General features: G+C 52.6%; 18 protein-coding genes. 13 read left to right on the top strand and 5 right to left on the bottom strand.

Annotation, left to right across the window (positions count from 1 at the left end):
- Positions 1 to 82 precede the first annotated feature (82 nt).
- Positions 83 to 538, bottom strand: coding sequence for a hypothetical protein (locus G7Y43_RS07205; protein ID WP_165045542.1), 456 nt, complete (start codon positions 536 to 538; stop codon positions 83 to 85).
- 389 nt (positions 539 to 927) lie between these two features.
- On the opposite strand from G7Y43_RS07205, the gene G7Y43_RS07200 reads away from it, so the two are divergent.
- Positions 928 to 1722 carry a ZIP family metal transporter gene (locus G7Y43_RS07200; RefSeq protein ID WP_165045540.1) on the top strand — a complete coding sequence of 265 codons (795 nt, stop codon included), beginning with the start codon at positions 928 to 930 and terminating at the stop codon, positions 1720 to 1722.
- Between the two features lie 216 nt (positions 1723 to 1938).
- Here G7Y43_RS07200 and nrfD read toward each other — a convergent pair whose 3' ends face one another.
- Genes nrfD through G7Y43_RS07185 form a run of 3 tightly spaced genes read right to left on the bottom strand, consistent with a single transcriptional unit; the run spans position 1939 to position 6183 of the window.
- Positions 1939 to 3099 carry an NrfD/PsrC family molybdoenzyme membrane anchor subunit gene (gene nrfD, locus G7Y43_RS07195; RefSeq protein WP_165045538.1) on the bottom strand — a complete coding sequence of 387 codons (1161 nt, stop codon included), beginning with the start codon at positions 3097 to 3099 and terminating at the stop codon, positions 1939 to 1941.
- Positions 3100 to 3111: 12 nt separating this feature from the next.
- On the bottom strand, positions 3112 to 3729 hold the full coding sequence (locus G7Y43_RS07190; RefSeq protein ID WP_165045536.1) for a 4Fe-4S dicluster domain-containing protein: 618 nt from the start codon (positions 3727 to 3729) through the stop codon (positions 3112 to 3114).
- An 18-nt stretch (positions 3730 to 3747) separates the two neighbouring features.
- Complete coding sequence (locus G7Y43_RS07185) at positions 3748 to 6183, bottom strand: molybdopterin-dependent oxidoreductase (protein WP_165045534.1); 2436 nt, start codon at positions 6181 to 6183, stop codon at positions 3748 to 3750.
- A 119-nt stretch (positions 6184 to 6302) separates the two neighbouring features.
- Here G7Y43_RS07185 and G7Y43_RS07180 point away from each other — a divergent pair, with 119 nt between their 5' ends.
- From G7Y43_RS07180 to G7Y43_RS07145, 8 genes are all read left to right on the top strand, one after another.
- Positions 6303 to 6914, top strand: coding sequence for a TetR/AcrR family transcriptional regulator (locus G7Y43_RS07180; protein WP_165045532.1), 612 nt, complete (start codon positions 6303 to 6305; stop codon positions 6912 to 6914).
- A gap of 235 nt (positions 6915 to 7149) precedes the next feature.
- Positions 7150 to 8517 (top strand): ATP-binding protein, encoded by a 1368-nt coding sequence (locus G7Y43_RS07175; RefSeq protein ID WP_165045530.1) that lies wholly within the window; start codon positions 7150 to 7152, stop codon positions 8515 to 8517.
- Between the two features lie 211 nt (positions 8518 to 8728).
- Entirely contained in the window at positions 8729 to 9097 is a 369-nt protein-coding gene (locus tag G7Y43_RS07170; RefSeq protein ID WP_165045528.1) for a GntR family transcriptional regulator, read from the top strand.
- Positions 9098 to 9131: 34 nt separating this feature from the next.
- On the top strand, positions 9132 to 10037 hold the full coding sequence (locus G7Y43_RS07165; RefSeq protein ID WP_165045526.1) for an ABC transporter ATP-binding protein: 906 nt from the start codon (positions 9132 to 9134) through the stop codon (positions 10035 to 10037).
- A complete protein-coding gene (locus tag G7Y43_RS07160) occupies positions 10038 to 10763 on the top strand; it encodes an ABC-2 transporter permease (protein WP_165045524.1) in 726 nt (241 codons plus the stop codon). It abuts the gene before it with no gap.
- Positions 10764 to 11034: 271 nt separating this feature from the next.
- A complete protein-coding gene (locus tag G7Y43_RS07155) occupies positions 11035 to 11922 on the top strand; it encodes an SDR family oxidoreductase (RefSeq protein ID WP_165045522.1) in 888 nt (295 codons plus the stop codon).
- A gap of 9 nt (positions 11923 to 11931) precedes the next feature.
- Positions 11932 to 12669, top strand: a complete 738-nt coding sequence (locus G7Y43_RS07150) for a hypothetical protein (protein WP_241158191.1) — start codon at positions 11932 to 11934, stop codon at positions 12667 to 12669.
- 12 nt (positions 12670 to 12681) lie between these two features.
- Positions 12682 to 14040, top strand: coding sequence for a beta-propeller fold lactonase family protein (locus G7Y43_RS07145; RefSeq protein ID WP_165045520.1), 1359 nt, complete (start codon positions 12682 to 12684; stop codon positions 14038 to 14040).
- A 181-nt stretch (positions 14041 to 14221) separates the two neighbouring features.
- Here the strand turns inward: G7Y43_RS07145 and G7Y43_RS07140 are convergent, their stop codons facing one another.
- Positions 14222 to 15472 carry a hypothetical protein gene (locus G7Y43_RS07140; RefSeq protein ID WP_165045518.1) on the bottom strand — a complete coding sequence of 417 codons (1251 nt, stop codon included), beginning with the start codon at positions 15470 to 15472 and terminating at the stop codon, positions 14222 to 14224.
- Between the two features lie 419 nt (positions 15473 to 15891).
- On the opposite strand from G7Y43_RS07140, the gene G7Y43_RS07135 reads away from it, so the two are divergent.
- From G7Y43_RS07135 to G7Y43_RS07120, 4 genes are all read left to right on the top strand, one after another.
- Positions 15892 to 17319, top strand: coding sequence for a sensor domain-containing diguanylate cyclase (locus tag G7Y43_RS07135; protein WP_165045516.1), 1428 nt, complete (start codon positions 15892 to 15894; stop codon positions 17317 to 17319).
- Positions 17303 to 17500 carry a hypothetical protein gene (locus G7Y43_RS10605; protein ID WP_206215102.1) on the top strand — a complete coding sequence of 66 codons (198 nt, stop codon included), beginning with the start codon at positions 17303 to 17305 and terminating at the stop codon, positions 17498 to 17500. The genes G7Y43_RS07135 and G7Y43_RS10605 overlap by 17 nt, the downstream gene beginning before the upstream one ends.
- A gap of 470 nt (positions 17501 to 17970) precedes the next feature.
- Entirely contained in the window at positions 17971 to 18468 is a 498-nt protein-coding gene (locus G7Y43_RS07125; RefSeq protein ID WP_165045514.1) for an AAA family ATPase, read from the top strand.
- Positions 18469 to 18551: 83 nt separating this feature from the next.
- Positions 18552 to 20417 carry a hypothetical protein gene (locus G7Y43_RS07120; protein ID WP_165045512.1) on the top strand — a complete coding sequence of 622 codons (1866 nt, stop codon included), beginning with the start codon at positions 18552 to 18554 and terminating at the stop codon, positions 20415 to 20417.
- Positions 20418 to 20541: the final 124 nt, after the last annotated feature.

Here is a 20541-nt window from a genome sequence, read left to right as displayed (position 1 = left end):
TATTCCGTAAGGAAACAAGCACTAAAGGCGGGAATGTTGGCTTCTGGGGATCAATTTCCCGGGGCTGACGTTCCCGTCCTGCTTATGCCAGTCGTGTCTTCTTTGTGACGGGGCAGACGATGTTGCCGCCGCGCTTTACGAAATGGAGCAGGAATCCGATGCCAGCGAGTGTGAGGGCGATTCCTAGGCCGGTGTAGAAGAAAGCGATAAACCAAACTGGAACCAGCCCAAAGGCGCGCAAAGAGATTCCGCCGCCCATCATGACGGTCATAATGACGTAGCCTTTTACGTCGAAGAATCTCAGAACGTGTATCTTCTCGTCGCCGTAGCCGCGGATGCGGTCGGAGTGCTTGCCGACAAGCTTCGAAAACATCATATGGAAGGCGAGAAAGACAAGCGGGATACCTGTCGCCATAACCCAAACAGGCGTGCTTCCTTCTAGGCACGCCAGAACCCCTAGGCGAAAGATGTTCAGCCCAGCGAGAATCCAAACCGTCGAGGCTATTGTTAGCAAGTATTTTCCCTGAACCTTAAACATGTGACCTCCCAGAGACAGGATCCCTTAATCTGAAGCAGGCATAGCTTAAGAACACGCACATTCGCAAGAAAACCTCAAGGCCGATCTGTGATGCTGTTATCGAGTGTTGCTATCTCGGGCAAGCTTTAGGCAAGCTTTACAAGGATCGTTTTGGGATTAGACGCACGTATGTGTGGCCGTTCGATAGAATAGCCTATGAAACAACACGCCTCATGAAAAGGCATGCCACGAAACGATGACGTTCTGACTTGAGGTTGGAAACGTTGCCTAACGGAAAGGGTGTTTTCGGGTAAGCTGAGAAAAGCGCGCTTGCGGCTGTCGCGAGCACTCTGCCTTAATCAGCGTTTCCTTAACCCCGTTGACTCGAAGATGAAGCGAGGTATAGCCCTATGGAAAGCTCCACCCTTATTGGTATAGCTGTGGCTCTTGTCGTGCCTTTCGCAGGTAACACGCTCGGTGCGGCGTTTGTGTTTTTGTTGCGCCACGGCATGTCTGAGCGATTCTCGAAGGCGCTTGTTGGCTTTGCGGCGGGCGTGATGATTGCGGCTAGCGTGTGGAGTCTGATTATCCCTTCGCTCGAGGCGGCCGAGGGTACGGGTGTGCCCGCTTGGCTTCCCGCGACGGTTGGCTTTCTGAGCGGTGTTGGGTTTCTGCTGGTCATCGACCACTTCACGCCGCATTTGCACATAGGTTCCGATGAGCCGGAGGGCAGGCCTACCACGCTCAAAAAGCCCACGATGATGATGCTCGCATTGGCTATTCACAACCTCCCCGAAGGCATGGCGGTCGGTGTGGTACTTGCGGGCTTTCTTGCGGGGGATGCGGGTATGACGCTATCGGGCGTTGTCGCGCTTTCAGTAGGTATTGCGATACAGAATGTGCCGGAAGGTGCCATCGTGTCGCTGCCGTTGGTTGCCAACGGTGTATCACGCTTTAAGGCGTTCGCGCTTGGTGTGGCGTGCGGTGCGGTGGAGCCCGCTGGAGCGCTGCTTATGGTGGCTATCGCAGGTTTGGCGCTGCCGGTTTTGCCCTACCTGTTGGCCTTTGCGGCAGGTGCGATGATTTACGTGGTTACCGAGGAACTTATTCCGCAAACCCAGCAGGGTTGTCACACTAACATCGGTACTGTTGGCGTGGCGATCGGCTTTGTGCTCATGATGATCCTAGACGTTGCGCTGGGGTAGAAAGGCAACTGGGGTTGGGAAACATCTGACCCATATCGTTAGGGGTTTGATGAGTAGGCTCACCCGAGCTTGCTTCTCGGGTGAGCCTATAAATCCCTCTTGACGCTATTGCCGCTTGTATGAATTCCCGGGTACTAATGGTAGTCACCGTTGATGCGGTTGTTTCCAGCAGTTCCTTCGTCAATACAAAAAGGCAGAGGACAGAGCCGTTTTGGTTTAGTCGTTCTTGCTGGGGGTGATGAATATGTCCGAAAGCACCAGGAACGCCAATACTCCCAAAGACAGAACGCCGATGACGATAATAATCTCTATGGCTGTGGGCATATAGGCTCCACTGAGAGCCCACATTGAACCTGCGCTTTCGATAACACCCTGGTTTCCAAGAGTAATTCCTGCTGCACCCTCGATGTTGGGCGTAATAAAACTCGTCAGCAGAAGCCAGATGCGCTTGCAGAGTACGCCTGCGATAACAAGCATAGACGCAACAATGACGAGCCCTTTCCGCTGCCTGTTCTTCGCAAACACCAAGATACAGAACGGAACAACAAGCCCGCCTATCACCTCAAACCAGAAGAACGGCGCGGTGGCACCCGTGAGCATGTGTGACAGAGCAACGGCTTCGTGGGCTCCGGGGTAGGCCATCGTCAGCACCTCGCAGCCGATAAAGTAGGCATCTACAGCAATGCAGGTTGCAAGCAGGCCGGCAAGGAATCCCATGAGGGACGAGCCGATTTTAATCTTTTCCATCTTTTCAAGCGCCAGCAACGAAAGCAGCAGAAGAGACAGGCCTGAGTCCATGGCGGACGCCACGAAAATAGGAGCCATGATGGCGGTATACCAGGCTTTCGCAATCTGAAGGCCGAAGATCCACGCCGTGACGGAATGCACCAGTATAGCAACGGGAAGAGCAAAGCGTGACAAGACGTCAACCTTATGCTCGTCGCCCTTGTGCATCCAGAACAGGTCCAAGATATTGATGATAAGGTAGATGGTGATCACGCACATGTCCCACAGAAGAGGCGAGGTGGGGTTTGGCCCGACTAAGATGCGCCACACGTTTGTGAATCCGCCTAGGTCGATAAGTATGAACATGCCTGCCATGCAGATGCAAACCGTCGACACGATAACCGCAGGTTTCGACACCTTCTTGAACTTCTCGATGTGAAACACATGCGCCGAGCTTGCCACGATAAGGCCGCCGGCGGACAGTCCTACGAAGAACATGAACATAATAATGTAGGTGCCCCACGAATTGGCGTTGTTCATTCCAGTAACGCCAAGGCCTGCCACAAGCTGGTAAATCCAGCACACAACGCCTATAGCCGTCAATACGCCAAGGATTCCATACGTGAGCTTTCTGTTTTTAGCTGTATTCATGACCGCACATCCTTAGTGGAGATAGAAAACTTGCGGATGAGTGCCCTTCTCTTCAAGGAGAACATGGGCGCTTCCGTTGCGTTTTAGCTGTGATATTTCGGAATTCGGATCATCGAGGTCACCGAACGTGCGAGCGTGCGCAGGGCAGACGCGTACGCACATCGGCATGTCGCCGTTATCCGTTCGCTCCTTGCATAGCGTGCACTTTTCGGCAACACCTTTGCGCCGCGCGGGGACGCGGGCGTCACCGTAGTCGGCAGCGGTTACTCGTGTTGGCTCGTCCCAGTTAAAGACGCGGGCGTTGTAGGGGCATGCCGCCATACACATGCGGCATCCGATGCATTTGTCGTAGTTTATTTCTACCCTACCTTTTTCGTCCTTGTAGGTGGCTCCTGTCGGGCACACTTTCTGACACGCTGCATCCTCGCAGTGCTGACAGGCAATAGGAAGGTAGTCGCGGCTGAGGTTTGGATAGGTGCCGACGGCTCCGTCAGCAACGTCACAACCCTCGGTGAGCACGCGGTTCCATAGCATTCCGTCGGGCACGTTGTTGTTCATCTTGCAGGCAACAGAGCATGTCTGGCAGCCTACGCAACGATCCTTATTAATTGCTATCGCCAGTTTGGTCATTTGTGGTTCCCCCTTCCCTTATGCTTTCGTCACTTCAACGAGTGTGTCTGAGAACGGGACAACAGGTCCGCACAAAAGGGATGCGCCACGCTCTTCCAGTTTGTCGTTGGTTATGTCTTGAAGGTTGCCTTTAATACTGTAATCGCTGGTCACGCCTTCGATAATACGCGCAGACCCTGGCCGTACGGCCGAGTTAGCAAGTACTGGCACGCTAAAAGAGCCGCGATCGTTGAAGATGTTGACGGCGTCGCCGTTGCTTAGTTCTCTGGTATCCATATCAGCCGGGTTAAGCTCGATATGTGGCTCATTGTAGGCCTGGAGCCACTTGTTCGAATACATTTGGTTGTGGATATAAAACCTCGACCTCACGTTGGATAGCTGCAAAGGGTACTTCTCGCGCAGAGGGTTGTCTGCCGTTGCTTCGTTGCAAGGAACCCAAGTAGGAAGGGCTTGGTCGACATCGATCCTGTTTTCGTAGTAGGGTTCGAGTCGCGTAGATGGCGTGGCGAATACCAGATCGAAGTTGGCAAGTCGTGGCTCTTCGACATTTTCCATGGGCCACACGCCACCGTTGTTCATGATATCGTCAACGGTTAGCTGGTTGTAGTAAGGGTCTTCCGAATTCGCGAGCAGTGCTTCGCAGTATTCGCGCCCGTCTTTGGGAAGCGCATCTTCGCAGTCGAACCGCTTTGCAAACTCGCGCTCTATCCAGAGTCCGGTTTTTGCCTCGAAAAGCGGGTCGATAACCTTCTGCTGCATGACAATCTGGTTGAAGCCGCTCACAATGGTGCCGCACTCGTCGTCTCGCTCAAAGCGTGTGGTGGTTGGTAAAACGTAGTCGGCGTATTTCTCGGTTTCGCGGTGGTAGGGGTCGATCATGACAATAAGATCGATCTTGTTAAGCCAGTTCCAGGTTTTTCCAGCCGTTGCGCCGTACTGCGCGGGGTTGTCGCCAATGCATATCATGGCTTTGGGAGCCTCGCCCGAATCACGAACATACCGAAGATCGTATGCGCCGCTGCCTGGAATCATGTTCTCGGGAAGTGGCCAGGCACCAAGAGTTGCGTGGTGACTGCTGTAAGCCGCTCCCAACCACACGCCCGAGCCCGCTCCGTGCTTTCCTATGTTGCCCGTGAGGCTTGTGATCAGCCCGATGGCGTGTCCGGCAATGTCGGCGTTGCTCATCTTGTCGCCGCCGCCCCATCCAAACGCGATGGCGGCGGGGCCTTCGGCGTATAGTTCGGCAATCTCTTCAATCTTTGCTGCGGGAATGCCGGTGATGCTTTCGGCCCATACAGTGCTGTAGCTTTCCTGATTCTTCTTCATGAGACTGTAGGCGGTGGTAGCGCTTGTGCCGTTCACGTTCACATTGCCCTCAAGCTGGGGGTTTTCGCACCGGTTGTACTCGATGGCTTCGCCCGTAGTGGGGTCGATGACAAAAAACGGATTCTCTTCGCCGGTTTCCGCGCGGGGTTTATCCGTTTCGGCATCGATAACCTCTACCGGTTCGTGGGCGCGTACCATTTTGCCGGTCGCTTGATCCACGAGAAATGGCAGCGAGGTATGTTTTTGAATGAATTCCGTGTCGATAAGGTTGTTCTCTACGATGTGACTGATCATTCCCAGATAGAACGCCGCGTCGGTACCTGGTTCAATGGGAACCCATTCGGTTGACTTCGATGCGGTGGTTGAATAGTGGGGGTCGATCGTTATCATCTTCGCGCCGGCTTCTTTTGCCTCGAAGAATTCGCGACAAGAAACGAGACTTGACTCGCAGAAGTTGCTTCCCACTGTGAGAACCAGCTTCGAGTGAACCCAGTCGCGAGGCTCGGACGTGACCATGGCGAACCCACCGCCAACGCCGCCGAGCGTCGGGTCGAAGCCGTTGCCGATACCCACGTCGATGCCCTGGTTTTGTGCACCAGTGGTTGCGGAATTCAAAATCGAGCTCATGAAATGAAAATCGACACCCGGCTCACCCGATTGCGACACGAGTACTGCATCTGTTCCGTACTCACGTTGAATTTCCTTGATTTGATTGCAGATGTCATCGAGTGCTTCGTCCCACGATACGGCTTCAAATGCGCCTTCTCCGCGTTCTCCGACGCGCTTTAAAGGTGTCTGAATGCGCCCATCGCCATAGATACGTTGTACTTCGGAAATACCTCGAAGGCAGGCGACCGAATAGCGCTCGGGGGTGTGTTCGTTTGGCTCGATCTTTACGAGTCGGCCATCGCGAACAGTGCATTGCAGCGAACAAGAACCTGCGCAGTGGGTTTGATGTAACGTGCATGCAATGTGCTCTTCGCTTTCTGCGTGTGCGCTTACAGGGGCCAAGCATTGTGATGCCAAAGGAAGGCCTCCTGCAGCAACGCCCGTTGCGCCAACGGCGCAGGCTGTTTTTAGAAAGCTGCGACGCGATAGGCTGGGCTGGTAGGGGACGGGATTATCCACAAGTTCCTCCAATCTGTAAAAATATCATTTGATATCTTTGTGTGGATTGTTTATAAACGGTAAACTTGCGTTTGTCAATGTTTCGAATTTGATAAGTCAAAACTTTTTTAAGGATGCTAATGACTAAACACACTCCGCCAGAGCAAATGCGCGCGAAGCTGTTCGACGCATTTTCGGGGCTCATGCAAAAGAAAACCTACGAATCTATCACTACCCGTGCTATCGCAGAAGAAGCGGGGGTGTCGTACAGTGCCTTGTATACCTACTTTGGCAGTAAGGAGGATTTCCTGCTGGCATATTGCGAGGCCTCTCCGTTTCTCAAAGGAGATGCGTTCTTGGACGCTTTGAAGGAATTGCCGCTCGAAGAAGCACAAGGAATGACGGTAGGCAATTTGGCGGCATTTATTACCACTGTTACGCTGGAGGCAGCGACAGGGCGTGCTGCGATGGTTGCCGACCTTAATATGGCCGCGCTTGCGATGAGAAACGAAAACGTACGTGAGCGCTATTCCGAGATGCTGAAGGTGTGGTTGAAAAGCATCGAGGAAGCCGTCGTTTATTGTCGTATTCCCACAGATAGTGTTGCCGCTACGGCGCAGCTTGTTGAATCGCTAGCGGTGGGACTTGGTTTCAATGTGGCTGTGTTTGGAGAATCTTGGGATGCAGATGCGCTCATGAAGCTTCTGAGAAACGAGAAGAGACACGATGGCTGTGATTGTGGGGAGCTGTAGCCTGCAAGCTTGTATGATGTGGCAACACCCCTTGTCCTTTTTAAGAAATATCTAACTCCAGCCAATTTCCCCGGCGTCTACTGAACACCATAGATTTCGATGCGTTATCCCTCGAAAATACAATTTCGTGTACAAGCTGTACACGAAATTCCGGAATTTCGTGTACAGCTTGTACACGAAATTTGCTAGCACGGGTATAATGGGGTAAAAGAGTTCGCGGTGGTGGAGGTGCCCGATGAATTATATGAAGCGCAAGCTTGAAGGTGCAGTGCGCAGGTGGGCTCAAAATACTGGCTCACGCCCACTGCTTATTCAGGGTGCCCGAAGAGTTGGAAAAACGGTTCTCGCGGAATATATGGGACGCGAGCTGTTTGAGGATGGATTTGTCAAACTCGATTTCCAAACGGACTTGGTACGTGCGAGCGCGCTGTTCGATTGGCCTACTGACGATGTTGACGGACTAGTCGCGCGCATTTCCGAATACAAGGGCACCGCAATTCGACCCGAAACAACGCTTATTATTCTGGATGAAATACAGCTTTGCGAGCAGGCTCTTAATTCACTCCGCTTCTTTGCCGGATCGTCGTGGCGTGTGCTTGCGACAGGCAGCTTGCTGGGGGTTACTACGAAGCGTCGACACCTACCGTTCCCTTCGGATGTGGTTCAGCTTGAGCTCCAACCTCTCGATTTTGAGGAGTACCTTTGGGCGCTCGGAGAACACGCTATGGCCAGTGATATTCGGGCTCATGCGGTTACGGGGAGACCCTATGTGCGACATGATCGAGCCCTTGAGTTGTATCGTCGATACTTGGTGCTGGGCGGTATGCCGAAGGTTTTAGATGTCTATCGTCAGGATATGACCTTTGTCTCAGCTGTCGAAATCCAGGCAGAAATAAACGGAACCTATACTGCCGATATGACCGATCCGGATAACGGTATCAGTGGTATATCGGCTAAGCGAATCTGGGATAGCCTGCCCAAACAGCTTTTACGGGCGTCAACGAAGAAGTTTAAATATGCTGAAGTTGTGCGTGGCGGCCGCCGTGAGCGTTTGCTTGAGCCTCTGGAGTGGCTTAATGCCGCAGGAATTGTGACAATCAACGATCTGACTCGTGATGATCGGGCTCCCCTTGCGCCTTTCAACGACGAGGAAGGAAGCTATTTTAAGGTGTACGTCGCAGACACGGGTCTCATGTTCTTTAAGTTCGGTATCGACGCTGCGCTATTTCTTGATGATGAGTTGCGCTCGACGCTGGCCTCCGATTTTCGGGGGGCATTGGCGGAGAACTACGTTATGCAAGCGCTAACAGCCAATGGGGTGAAGACATTCTATTGGATGCCTTTCGGTAAAGTGGGGAACGGGGAGATAGATTTTGTTATTCAGAATCGCCGTGCGCAGATTATTCCCGTTGAAGTGAAGTCGGCACGAAATGTCAAGGCGAAAAGCCTGCGCAAGTTTATGGAAGAAGGACATGCTCCCTATGCGATTCGGCTATCGGAAGCCAACTTTGGCATCGAGCCCGTGGGCGAGTCGGGCGCACTTCTGCGGAGTCTTCCTCTTTATGCTGCGTTTTGTATTACCCAAACGGGTATCGAAGACTAAAGCTGATGTGACTTCGTGCATCTTACAAAATGACAAATAACCTCTTGCAATGTGTATAGGTGAGTATATACTGTAGTTATCGGATATATACAGTATGTCCGACGGGAAAGGGCGAAGACGTTCGCGCTCTCCCAGAGCCGCCAAGGGGGACGCCCCGAAGGTGGCAGGCCCTTGCGGGGACGCCCGAGGGCGGGCAGGAAGGATACGAAATTTGGACATCATCATCTCCAACGCGAGTAGCAAGCCAATATATGAGCAGATCGAGGATCAAATAAAAGCTGCGATCCTTAACGGCCAGCTTGCTGAGGGCGAGCAGCTCCCCTCAATTCGAACACTAGCCAATAGCCTGCGCGTGAGCGCTATTACCACCAAACGTGCCTATACCGACCTTGAGCGCGATGGTCTTATTAATACGGTGCAGGGTAAAGGTAGCTATGTGTCGGGTGGCAACGCCGAACTTATTCGAGAGGAGCAGCTGCGCGAAGTTGAGGGGCTTCTTGCGCGCGCGGTTGAGCGCGGCCGCGCAATAGGCCTTTCTAACGATGAGCTGTGCGAGATGTTTAACTTAGTACTGGAATAACGCGTTCGAAGGAGCGCACGCGAAAGGGAAAACCATGGCAAACGTAATCTCTAGTGGCCCCCTCATTGAGGCCCGCGGGCTTACCAAGCACTACGACGGATTCTCGCTGAAGGAGGTTAATCTCAGTGTCGGCGAGGGCGAGGTTGTGGGCTTTGTCGGACAAAACGGCGCTGGCAAGTCAACCACCATCAAGGCGCTTCTCGGCGTTATTGGAATTGATGGCGGCGAGGCAAGCATACTCGGCACTTTAAGCGACAAACTCACACGGCCTTCTGGTGCTGCAACTAAGGAACGCATTGGTGTGGTGTTTGATGCGATGTCGTTTCCCGGACATGTAAAGATCGCAGATGTGGAACGTATCCACGCGCACGCCTATACCACGTGGGATGCGCAATATTTCTCGAAACTCATTGCCGACCTGGGGCTTTCTGTGGACAAACGCGTGAAGGACCTTTCGCGTGGCATGGGCATGAAGCTCTCTTTGGCCTGTGCACTCGCACATCACCCGCAGGTGCTTATCTTAGATGAGGCCACAGCGGGGCTTGACCCTATGGCGCGCGATGAAGCCTTAGACCGTCTGCGAGACTTTATGGCTGAACCCGGGCGCGCCATCCTTATGAGTAGCCACATTACCTCAGACCTTGAGCGCATTGCCGACCGTATTGTATGTATCGACGACGGGCGCATTGTTTTTGATAAGCCAAAAGACGAGATTACTGACGAGGCGGGCATTGCGCGTTGTCGAAAAGCGGATTTCGAACGTGTGGCAGCATCAGGCGTTGTTTTAAGCTCCGATCTGCGTTGCCTGCATCACGAGTACGGCATCGACCTGCTGGTGCCTGACCGGTTCGTCTTTGCCAAAAGCTTCCCCGAAATACCGGTTGACCGCATGACTATCGACGACTATATGGCATTCATTCTGAAAGGCGGTGTACGGTAAATGAAGCGCGCATTCCTTATTGAACTTACCATTTTCCGCGATTATGGAATTCAGCTTTTGGGCCTTGGTCTTCTTGTTTCCGTTCTTGTTGGCGTAGGCATGCAGACTGTGCTTGTTGCGCCGTCGGTTATCACTACGATGTTCTTTATGATGGGTGTAATGGCGGCGGCGGCCTACGACGAGCAGAACGACTGGGGGCGATTCCGGCTTACGATGCCGCTTTCGCGGCGCGACGTGGTGCTTGGCCGTTACGGCGCTATTGTTGTCCTTGGTCTAAGCGGTATGGTTATAGGGCTTGCGGCTGCGTTTCTTGTGAGCGGACTTGCCGCGATGGGGGTATTGCCGAATAATCTTGCAGCCAAGCTTGTGCTCGACAGCGAGGCTACGTACGGCATGGCATTTTCCACAGCACTCTGTATGTTTATCGGCGCAACGGTTGCTTCTGTTGTAGCTCCTGTTTACTTCAAACTCGGTCAGACCAAAGCGACACAATATCTTCCCACTGTTATTGTTTTGCTGTTCATTTTGCCGGTGATTTTCCTTGCCAATAGTGGTTTGTTCGATAACGGAATTCCTGGACTCGACGCTATCACTTCGATTCTGGAGCTTTTGAATACGTCTGCGGGTGTGACCGTTATCTGCGCTGTACTCGTTGTTCTTTCCGCTATTGCCCTAAGCGTTTCCGCATTTGTATCGCTTAAGCTCTACGAAAGTCGCGAGTTGTAGCGTTGACCAAGTCAGCTGTTTTCCAGCCGTCAAGATATTCTTGACGCGGTTTTGTCGGGCTTTCCTTCCGCATATAAGCACGGTGAAACGTAGCGAAATCGCAACAATAGAATAACTGTGTATCAAAGGTGTGTCTCTCAGATTCCCAATTCCCTGCCTTGCCTTTATTCTGTCGGAAGGAAATGGCGCAGCGGGCTGGTAGGCCTCACATTTTGGAGGTTTGTCTTTAATCAGCCTATCCTTAAGCGTCAAGTAGAGGAAGGATACCGCGATGTATTCCGATCTTAAAGGCAAGACTGCTGTAATCACCGGAGCAGCAACGGGGCTTGGACAAGGAATCGCCAAAAGATTTCTGGATGAAGGGATGAACGTTGTCATCAACTACCATTCGCATATTGGAGAGGCCTGCAACCTCGCAGCGAAGTACAACGATGCTGCAATCGGATTTGGTTGTGATGACGGGCAGGACACGTCCGACGCTTTCAACGAAACCGCAGAAAAAGAAGGAGAGGGAATTCGGGCCATCGTTGTCCAAGCAGACATTTGCACCGAAGAAGGAAACAAAAAGCTTCTCGATGCCGCTATCGACCATTTTGGTGGGGTTGATGTTTGGGTATGCAATGCAGGTATTGAAATCCAATCCCCCACGCATAAGGTCACGCTTGACGACTGGAACAAGCAGATAAGCGTCAACCTTACCGGTGTTTTCATTGGGGCCCGTGATATGATCAATTACGCGATAGAAAACGACCGGTCGATGAACGTAATCGTTATGTCAAGCTGTCATGACCACATTCCGTGGGGTACGTATGCTGCATATACTTGCTCCAAGTTTGCGGCAACTGCACTGGTACAGACGCTCGGGAGTGAATACGGGTATGTTTCTGCCGATTCTAACGGTGAGCAGGTCATTCGCGTTAACGCTATTTCTCCTGGCGCTATTAACACGCCGATTAACGAGCAGCGTTTCGCAAACAAGGATCTATACGAGAATACCGTGTCTATGATTCCGATTGGACGGGTGGGGGGAGTTGCGGAAGTTGCAAGCATTGCAGCATTTCTGGCAAGCAACGAAGCGAGCGGATACATCACGGGAACCTCTATCAATATCGACGGAGGACTAGGATACGGAAGCTGCTTCGCTAATGGAGAAGGTTAGGTGACTGAAATGGCGACGACTGACACATTGCATTCGTCCAACACATCGCATTTGCCCAGCGACAAGGGTAAGTGGATGGATTTGCGCAACACATACAACTTGCCGCGGAAGCTGCTATTCTCCTGCGTAGGTATCGTATTCTTGTCGCTGGGTATTGCGGTATGCCAAATGGGTAGCGTTGGTGTCGATCCTTTCACTGCAATGAACATGGGATTCTCGGGAAGCCTCGGCGTGAATTTCGGAACGTTTCAGCTTATTGTTAACGCAGTTATCCTTGTAGCCATATTCTTCATGGACAAGTGGCTGATCGGCCTTGGAACGATTATTAATATGGTTGCCGTGGGGTATCTCATCGACTTTTTTAAAGTGCCGCTATCGGTATTACCCGCGCCCGATGGCAATATTATTGTTATGGGCATCTACCTTGTTGCAGGGACGCTGCTGTTCACGCTTGGTATCAGCAGCTATTTGCGTACAGGTATGGGCGTTTCTCCCTACGACGCTATAGCGCCCGCTATCCGCAGCAGGTTCCTTCCGCAGGTGAAATACGCCTACGTGCGCATAGGGCAAGACGTCTTGTTCCTTATTCTTGCTTGGATTGCAGGCGGACCGCTGGGTCTTTTCACGCTGATAGCTGCTTTCTGCGCAGGCCCCCTTATCGCGATGTGGGACAAGATATTCAGCAAGCCCGTCTACACCAAGTTGCGTGTGCTCGACGAGCTTGAAATTGCGCGAGAGTTTTCGTAATGAGGTACGCTCATGGGGTGCGATGATGGAACTGTAACCCCCGCTGCAAAGAGCGTGCCGAAAAGAAGCGATGCTGCCCGTAGCATAGACAAGAAGGAGTACGGGCTTCTTGTGAGTGGTTATTCCGACGCGCCGGATTCGCCCGGCATGCATCTATTCCGGGTGCGTGACGGCGGAAGAACAATCGAAAGCAGAGGCTCGCTTACCGGAGTTCAGAGCCCATCCTTTTCGATAATCGAAAAGCCGTACGTGTATGCAGCCAGTGAGAGTTCTGAATGCGGACGACTGGCTGCATACATTATCGAGCAAGATAATGCTGGCGAAGAGGGAAAGACCCCTGTCGTTTCCATTAGTCTTCTCAACACAGCCGAGGTTGGTGGCGAAGAAGCGACCTGTTATGTGTTGAAGCATCCGACCAGGGGCTGCCTTTATGGTGCCAACTATCAGTCGGGTTCCCTTATGAGTTGCCGTATCAGGTCGGATGGATCGTTGGATAAGGTCCTTCCCGTGGTAAAGCATTATGGTCATGGGCAACGGCGCGACTTCGACGAACCCAATTTCGACAGACAACTCGCGGCACATGTACACAGCCTGAGCTTTGTGCCGGGAACCGAATTACTTGCAGCCGTCGATTTGGGGCTTGACTGTATAGTCATATACGAACTTGGCGAAAACGGGGAGATTACCAGCAGTAAGGGCGCGCCGATGGTGAGTCGTTGGATCGACAGCAGGTATCATGCAAGCCATCCGAGCGACTTTCAGGCATCTCGTGCGTATGGATGCGAAGCAGTTCAAAAAAACACCAATCAAGAAGACGCCGAATCGACGACGGCGCTGTTCGAAACAGTGCCGAGTGCGATAGTTGAAGCACCTTTAGGATCGGGGCCGCGCATTCTTGCGTATCACCCGACAAAGCCGTTTGCCGCCGTGATTTGTGAGCTGTCTTGCGAAGTTATTCTGTATCACATTGGCGCCAACAAGAGGACATGGGACGCTGTTGCCGCATACGACCTGATCGCTGGGGCGCAAGATGCCGTTGAAGGCGCGCATGAAACAAGCGCTGTTCCAAGCCTTGCTGCGCATCTGGAGTTCACGCCCGACGGCAAGTATTTGTATGCATCCGTCCGGGGAGTGGACACCATAACCGCATTTCGCTTCGATGCAGAGAACTGCCGCTTAGAGCGCATTGAGTGTTACTGGACCGGGGGAGCCGGACCGAGATACTTTTGCATGAGCCCCGATGGCGCTTTCATGGCCGTCGCCAACCAACTGACGAGCAACGTGGTTATCTTCGCAATAGGCAAGAATGGAACGCTCGAATGGGTCAACGACTTCAAATGCCCATCTCCAAGCTGTGTCGCATGGTACTAAAGACCACAGAGACATCGTAGCTTACGGTTCCGCTTTCGCTTACGTTTTCGAAACGACGCTTTTCGATACATTCGGCATCCCATTCAAGCGGCAAAAAGGGGGCGTTTTACGGCCCCCATAAAGCGTGCCTAAGTTCCACGTCTGTTTCGTTGCTGCCGTTAGGTTGGCAGCAAGGCACACACTATTTCTCCTGCTTGCGGCCGAGGGAGGTGTTGTCCTTCGTGCGGTCGCGTAGCGCAAAAACGGCGCTTTCGGCGTCTTCGTAGCGATAGTCTTCGCTGTTCTGGTCAATTTGTTCGCGGATAACGACATGGCTCGGGACATCTTGCACCCGACCGTTCACCTGATCGTTCCAGACGAAGAACTCGTGATTCTCGGGAAGATTGCTCACATCGACGAAGTCCTCTTTGTCTGCCGTGTTGGCTACCGTTTTCGCCAGCACTTCGCGCACGTACTCTTTTGTGGGCTTAAGATCAAGGAGATCGGGGTACTCGCCGGTGGGAAGTACCTGCTGCCACTCCTTCCCCTCGTACTTGAACAGCAGTTCGCAGGCCTTGTGAAGGTGTGCTACCTCTTGCTCGAAGCAGTTTTCCCAAATCTTCTTGATAGAGGGGTCCGTCTCAAATTGGGAGAAGGAATAGTAGAGATAGCTTTCAACATACTCATGCAACAGCAGGTTTTCCAACCATGTCATGGTGGGATCAAGAAGCGCGCCGTACTGGGTTACGTGCTGTTCCTCCACCATGCCTATCTCCAGGAAGAGGTCACGAGAGACTCCCTCGGGAGCGGTGTTTCCGATGTTCATGTAGAAGTTCATAGTTTGCTGTTCGCCAGCGGTTAGTGTCATGGTGTTGATCATCGTGCGGATGTCGGCAACCTTCGCGTTGGCAGCGCGACGTACCGTGTCGGACGGGTGACGGTGATGCGCGATGGTGGGGCGCCCCGGTGTGATTTCGATCGTGTCGAGTGTCAACTTGTGGGTAGGAATGTCCTCGTCGGCTTTCAGCAGGTTGGCGTAGCGGTATAGGTGATCGAAGTCTTCAAGAAGGGCGAAGTCCATGCACGCTTTGGCGTAAGGGTCGGGCTCGTGCATGGCCAGCCATGCTGTCAGGTCAACGGCTAGCTGTTCGTAGCTAATTGTGGTTTCAAGCGGCGTTTCGTCAGACGGGCTGAGCCAATTGATGCTCTTCTGCTGCATTTGCTCCATGCGGCGGCACAGCGCTATCTCGCGTCGAAGGTCGTTGTCGACGCAGTGGCGATGGAAATTGTGTCCGAAAAGCGCGGCCTCTACCTCAATGCCGTTCATCAGGATGACGCGAGCTTTCGTATAGGGGTCTGTCTCTAACTTGTTGTAGGGTTTGGGAGAGAGCTCTTTTAAGGTGGGGACCATCTCGAGTATCGACTTGCTGGGTTTTTCGTTGAACGGATTCATGGTGTACCTCCTGATAGGTGTCAATTTGCTCGTATCCGCTTCGAAACAACGCGCCGCATGTCGGGCGGGTCGTCTTTCTGCCTAACAACAGGTTGCGTTAACAGGTTGTGTTGCCGTTTGTGGCTTTCGCCCGATCGTTCGCGTCGTTTCAAATTGAAGCTCATCCTAGCAAGTGCGAAAAAGCCCCTGAACCCTTTTCGGGTACCTGTGAATATCCGGTTGGGAAAACGTAGAAAAGGGGGATAAACCGTCGCAACGGTAAGTTGCGGCTACTTTTTGCAAGGAACGCGGAATGCTCGTATATGGGCCCGTTATTCCGCAAGAGACTAATTCTATTTGTCAGCCCTCTGATAGATTTATATATAATGGAGCAGTGATTTTCTAAGAGATGTATGAACGGGAAAGAGAAGCTGCTGCATATGGAAAAGAAAGCGAAGATTTCCGGCGTTGGCTTCAGGCTGATTTGTTCCGTTATGATCATCGTAATCCCGTTGCTTACTACGCTTTTCCTGCTGGTCCAGCAGGAGGTTATGGATCTTTCCAAAGAGAAGTTGGCTCTTCAGTCTCAGAGCGGCGCGGAAGCGGTGGGCGTATGGGCTGAGCAAATTCTCGGTGAGCTGGACATCTATAAAGATATGATTGAGCAGGTGGGGATGGACGATCCCAAGGTCTTCGAACTGATGGGAACTTCCTACCCCAGTCATGAGGCCTACCCCTATGGCTTGTACTGGGGAGACTTGCAGGGAAACTACTTTGACTCTTCCGGATGGGTTCCGGATGCAGACTATGTTCCAGCACAGCGGAATTGGTATCGGGAGGGACTGACGCGGGATCACTTCGGCTTCGGGGAGCCCTATGTGGATGTGATGACAGGAGAGGTGTGCGTCAGCGCTTCCGCGCGGGTTAACAACGGTCCGGTGGAAAGCGTGGTAGCGGCGGACGTCTACCTGGACTACGCCTCCAAGGTGGTTGCCGATATCACGGGCGACAATATCAGCTATGCTTTCTTTGTTACTGGCCAGAGTCGGATTATCCTGGCCAATTCGGACGCCTCTATAGTGGGACAGCCGTTGAGCGGCGAGGAAAATACCCTACTGTATCAAAACGTTGACCATCTGATTGCGCAAGACCGGACCGGTCAGCAGGAAGTCCAGGGGGAAGACGGCAGCTACATCACCAACATCATCTACATTGAAGCGATGGACTGGTATTTCGTTACCTGCATGAGCAGTGGAGATGCTTTGCGAAATCTGGATCGAATCATGGCTATTATGGCGGGGGTGTCCTTGGTAGCCTGCTTGCTTCTGGTGCTGGTCACTTTCCGCTCGGCCAAGCAGATTGCGCTCATGGGTATCCGAGAAAGAACTGACAGCCTCACCGGTCTGCACAACCGCTCGGGATTTCAGCAGGCGGTGAAGCAGGCGACGGCCGCGCACCCCGGACAGGGCCTGCTGATTATCATGGATCTGGACAACTTTAAGCAGATCAACGACAAGTTTGGTCACCCGGAGGGGGATATTGCTCTGATAAGCTTTGCGCGGCAGCTGGATGAATTCTTCAACCGCAGCGGTGACATTACAGCCCGGCTTGGTGGAGACGAGTTTGCCGTATTCGTAAGCCGTCCTCTTACCGTCGCCGCAGCGGAGGGGATGCTGCGCAAGTTTACCGATCGGGTGCGGGAGGCCTTCGAGGCAGAATATCCCGGTGAGGGATTGTCCGTCAGCGCAGGTGCGTCCTTCATCTCGGAGAAGACCGTAGAGAGCGAACTGTACCGACAGACGGATGCGGCCTTATACGAGGCCAAACGAAAAGGGAAGGACTGCTTCCTGATTGTCGATAGAGCATGAAAGGCGAGCTAGCTCATCCCAGATCGCGCACGTGCTCGGCAAGGGCAGCGCCCACGTCTCCACCTATCGAAGACGACTGCTGGAACAGGGCGTCATCGTCGAAACAGGGCGCAACCGCTTCGATTTCGCACTCCCTATGCTTCGATCCTATCTGCCGGAGTATCTGGAAAGCTACTTGTAAAACAAAAGCAGCCCCCTTTTTCGCCGCACAGCGCACGCGGGAGAGAGAGTAGAGGGTCATCTCCCCTGTGTGTTGAATCGCTCGCCAACCACGACCCCGACGTCGAGCCACACGTCATCGAGCTGTAAAGGGGTTTCTGAAGCGACTATGTGCTCGCGCTCGCCGTGCGCATAACCTTCAGGTGACTGTCCGCAGAGGTGCAGTGCGCATGAACCGATAGGCGATCTCTACACAGCTATGAGGTATCCCAGCAAGCCCGCCGTCAACGAGAGCCGCCGTGATGTCTTGCAATCCGACACGCAGAGAAGGATCCTTTCAAGCCTGTCTATCCATGATTACGACAATTTACTTATATTTACTTAAAATAATTGTAACTCAAGTAATTTACTTTATAATAGTCAACAAGTTATTGTTTTACGAGGATAGCGCGCTACGCTTTGGCGCTGTCTTTACCTACGAAAAGAGGCGGTATGAACGTCATCGAAGCCGAGGATGTCGTATTTGTCATAGGTCCGCCTTGTTCGGGCAAGCTCACGTTCATAAGAGAGAACTTGTCTGGTTATGCGGTGATCGACCTGCACGAGATTCAAAAGCGCAGCTGCACCATATGGGACTCTTACCTGATTTGCGAGAAAGAGCTTATTGAGGCGCTGCGACACCATCGCAAAGTCATTCTGCGTCATACGCTCGTGAAAGCTAGGCGTCGGCCTATGTATATCAATGCGGTGCGTACGGTGCGACCAGATGTACGAATCAGCTGCTTCTATTCCTTGCCGGACTTGGAAACCTACGTTCGTTATGACGAGAGCGACGTGGCTAGCTGGAATGCGGCGCACCCCGACAATCCAGACTCACCTCATGCTAAGGCAGCTTTAGCAACCTATCTCGAGGAGTTCGAGGTGCCAACTATTGATGAAGGCTTCGCATCGGTGCAGCATATTCAGCAGCTGTTTCCGCCGAAAGTGTAGACACACAAATTCTATGGGCGGCCCTATGGCCGCAAAACCCAGTTCTCCGTGTAGGTTTCCACAAAAGAAGAGCAGGAGCACTCATGACATCATATCTCTGCGAAGCAGACATCGACAATATCACATGGCGTAGTATGGGAAACCACCCCTTCGGTCGTGGGGCGGAATGGCGTATAGCTTGCGACATCCTTCGGATGATGGAGTCGTTCTGTCCGAAAGAAAAAAACTCCCGTGTGCGTAGCCTTTGGTTTTGCGTCAAACGTGGAGAACCAGATGATTGGTTGACGGTCGATGAGTACAGAGACTACGAGGAACTCTATGACGAGCCGACAGAAACAGTCAATGCCCGCCGTCTCGAAGATTGGCAGTGGCGCTTCCCCGATGAAACATACTGGCATAGAATAACCTCCAATGCCGAAGACGACTGGATGATTTTGATCATCGACGAACGGGTCGTGTTAGAGGTTGCGAAAGGGAAGGAAGATGTCTGGGAGGATCCTTGTCTTAGCGAAACCCTCAGGAAACTGCGCGCAAGTATCGGGCTCGTCTTGGAAAGAGCTTGTCATGAAGACTACGAGGAATACCTGAACAATGAGCTTCCTATGCGCTGCCGACATGGCTTTATTAAGCGTTCGGATTATTGGGCAATATGTGGCAAGGATGACTGCTATGATGACGCGAAAATGAGCGATGATGAAGCACGAGTGCTTGCGACGGAACTGAAGGGACAACAGGAAAAGGAAAGCATTCCCCGTATCCCCAGCCTTTGCGCTCGTGACTATTTCAAGATACTGAAAGGCGCTTATATAGCCGCCGGTTACCATAACGACTCAGAGGGGTTATGGAGCGCGGCTCCTCCAGAAGACGGACGCGCCTGGTACGAGCGTTTTGGAGATGCCCGCGATCAGGTTATCCTCACCATGGATCAAGACTCTCCTGAAGCTTTCAGAGATCTGTACAGCGGAGATCATTTCTTCAACCATACGTTTGAGATTATTGCCGGCCCGAGTATCTCTCGTGTTTACCTCTACCCCAAACCCGACGAAGCAGGTTGGCTGCTGTCGCTTTTCGGCTCTGTCACGTGGTGTTCCACTGACATGGCTCGAATCTGGCATCACCTGAACGAAACCGGAACACCCGTCTATCTCTCAGATGCGAATGATGTTGTCCGCGCTCTCCTGGGCGAAGACGAGCTGTTTATCGTGCCGTTCAACGAAAGCATCTGGTACCGAGGCAAAAGCCACTTTGGAAGAGATGTCGTAAGCTGCATTCATCTCCCCGAGGAGCATGTCGAAGAAGTAATCTCACGAGCCGAATGGATGAAGGTATCCGTTCCGAAGCCGTGCCTAGCAGAGGTTGTCCTAGAAAACGACGAAGTGAGTATCTTGATGAATGCGCTCGATACCTACTCTCGCATCTGGGTAGGACAGTATGACCACATCGAATGGGAGCTTAGAATGCTGTCGCCGGCGCCCGAAGAATACAACCTGAAAAAGAGCGTCCGCAGGGAGGCTTGGCTCCGCATGAGAGAGTACGTTCTCCCCGAGCTGAGTAGCATGCCCCTAAGCGCAAGCCTTGGCATCTGGAACGAGCATACCAACGATCGAGGCCAAACCGCGTACGATATAGTGCAGGTTGTGCGGCATGCTCGTGCCTGGCACAAGAACCCCGAGGGAGGTATAGAGCGAGATTTCGACAGACCTTGGATTCACGGATCGCTCCCGCCGATTCAGTGTTCCTGTGAGGGAAAAGGTGATAGTCTGCTAACGACGCTTGTTCTCACGTCTGCACACGCATTCCTTATGACGGACGCGCTCAGTGTGTTATCCAGTATTATCCAGCAAAACCTGTTTGAGACGATGAGCCACTACACCATAAATGAAGAGGCGTTGGATACCGCAAAAAGCATAGAGGAACTGCTCCCTTCCCTTCAAAACTGTGAAGACTGATTCCTACGCCAATTCCTGAGCGCTGTTCCGCAATATACTGAGCAGCATGACGCTCATTCCTGAGCACGCGAGCGCTAATTGTTGAACACTCCCATAATCGCCCTGCATGGCAAAGACGACCATG

Origin of the sequence: Adlercreutzia sp. ZJ138 (assembly GCF_011038935.1) — a bacterium.
Taxonomy (GTDB): domain Bacteria; phylum Actinomycetota; class Coriobacteriia; order Coriobacteriales; family Eggerthellaceae; genus ZJ141.
This window is presented reverse-complemented; position numbering and strand designations above follow the sequence as displayed.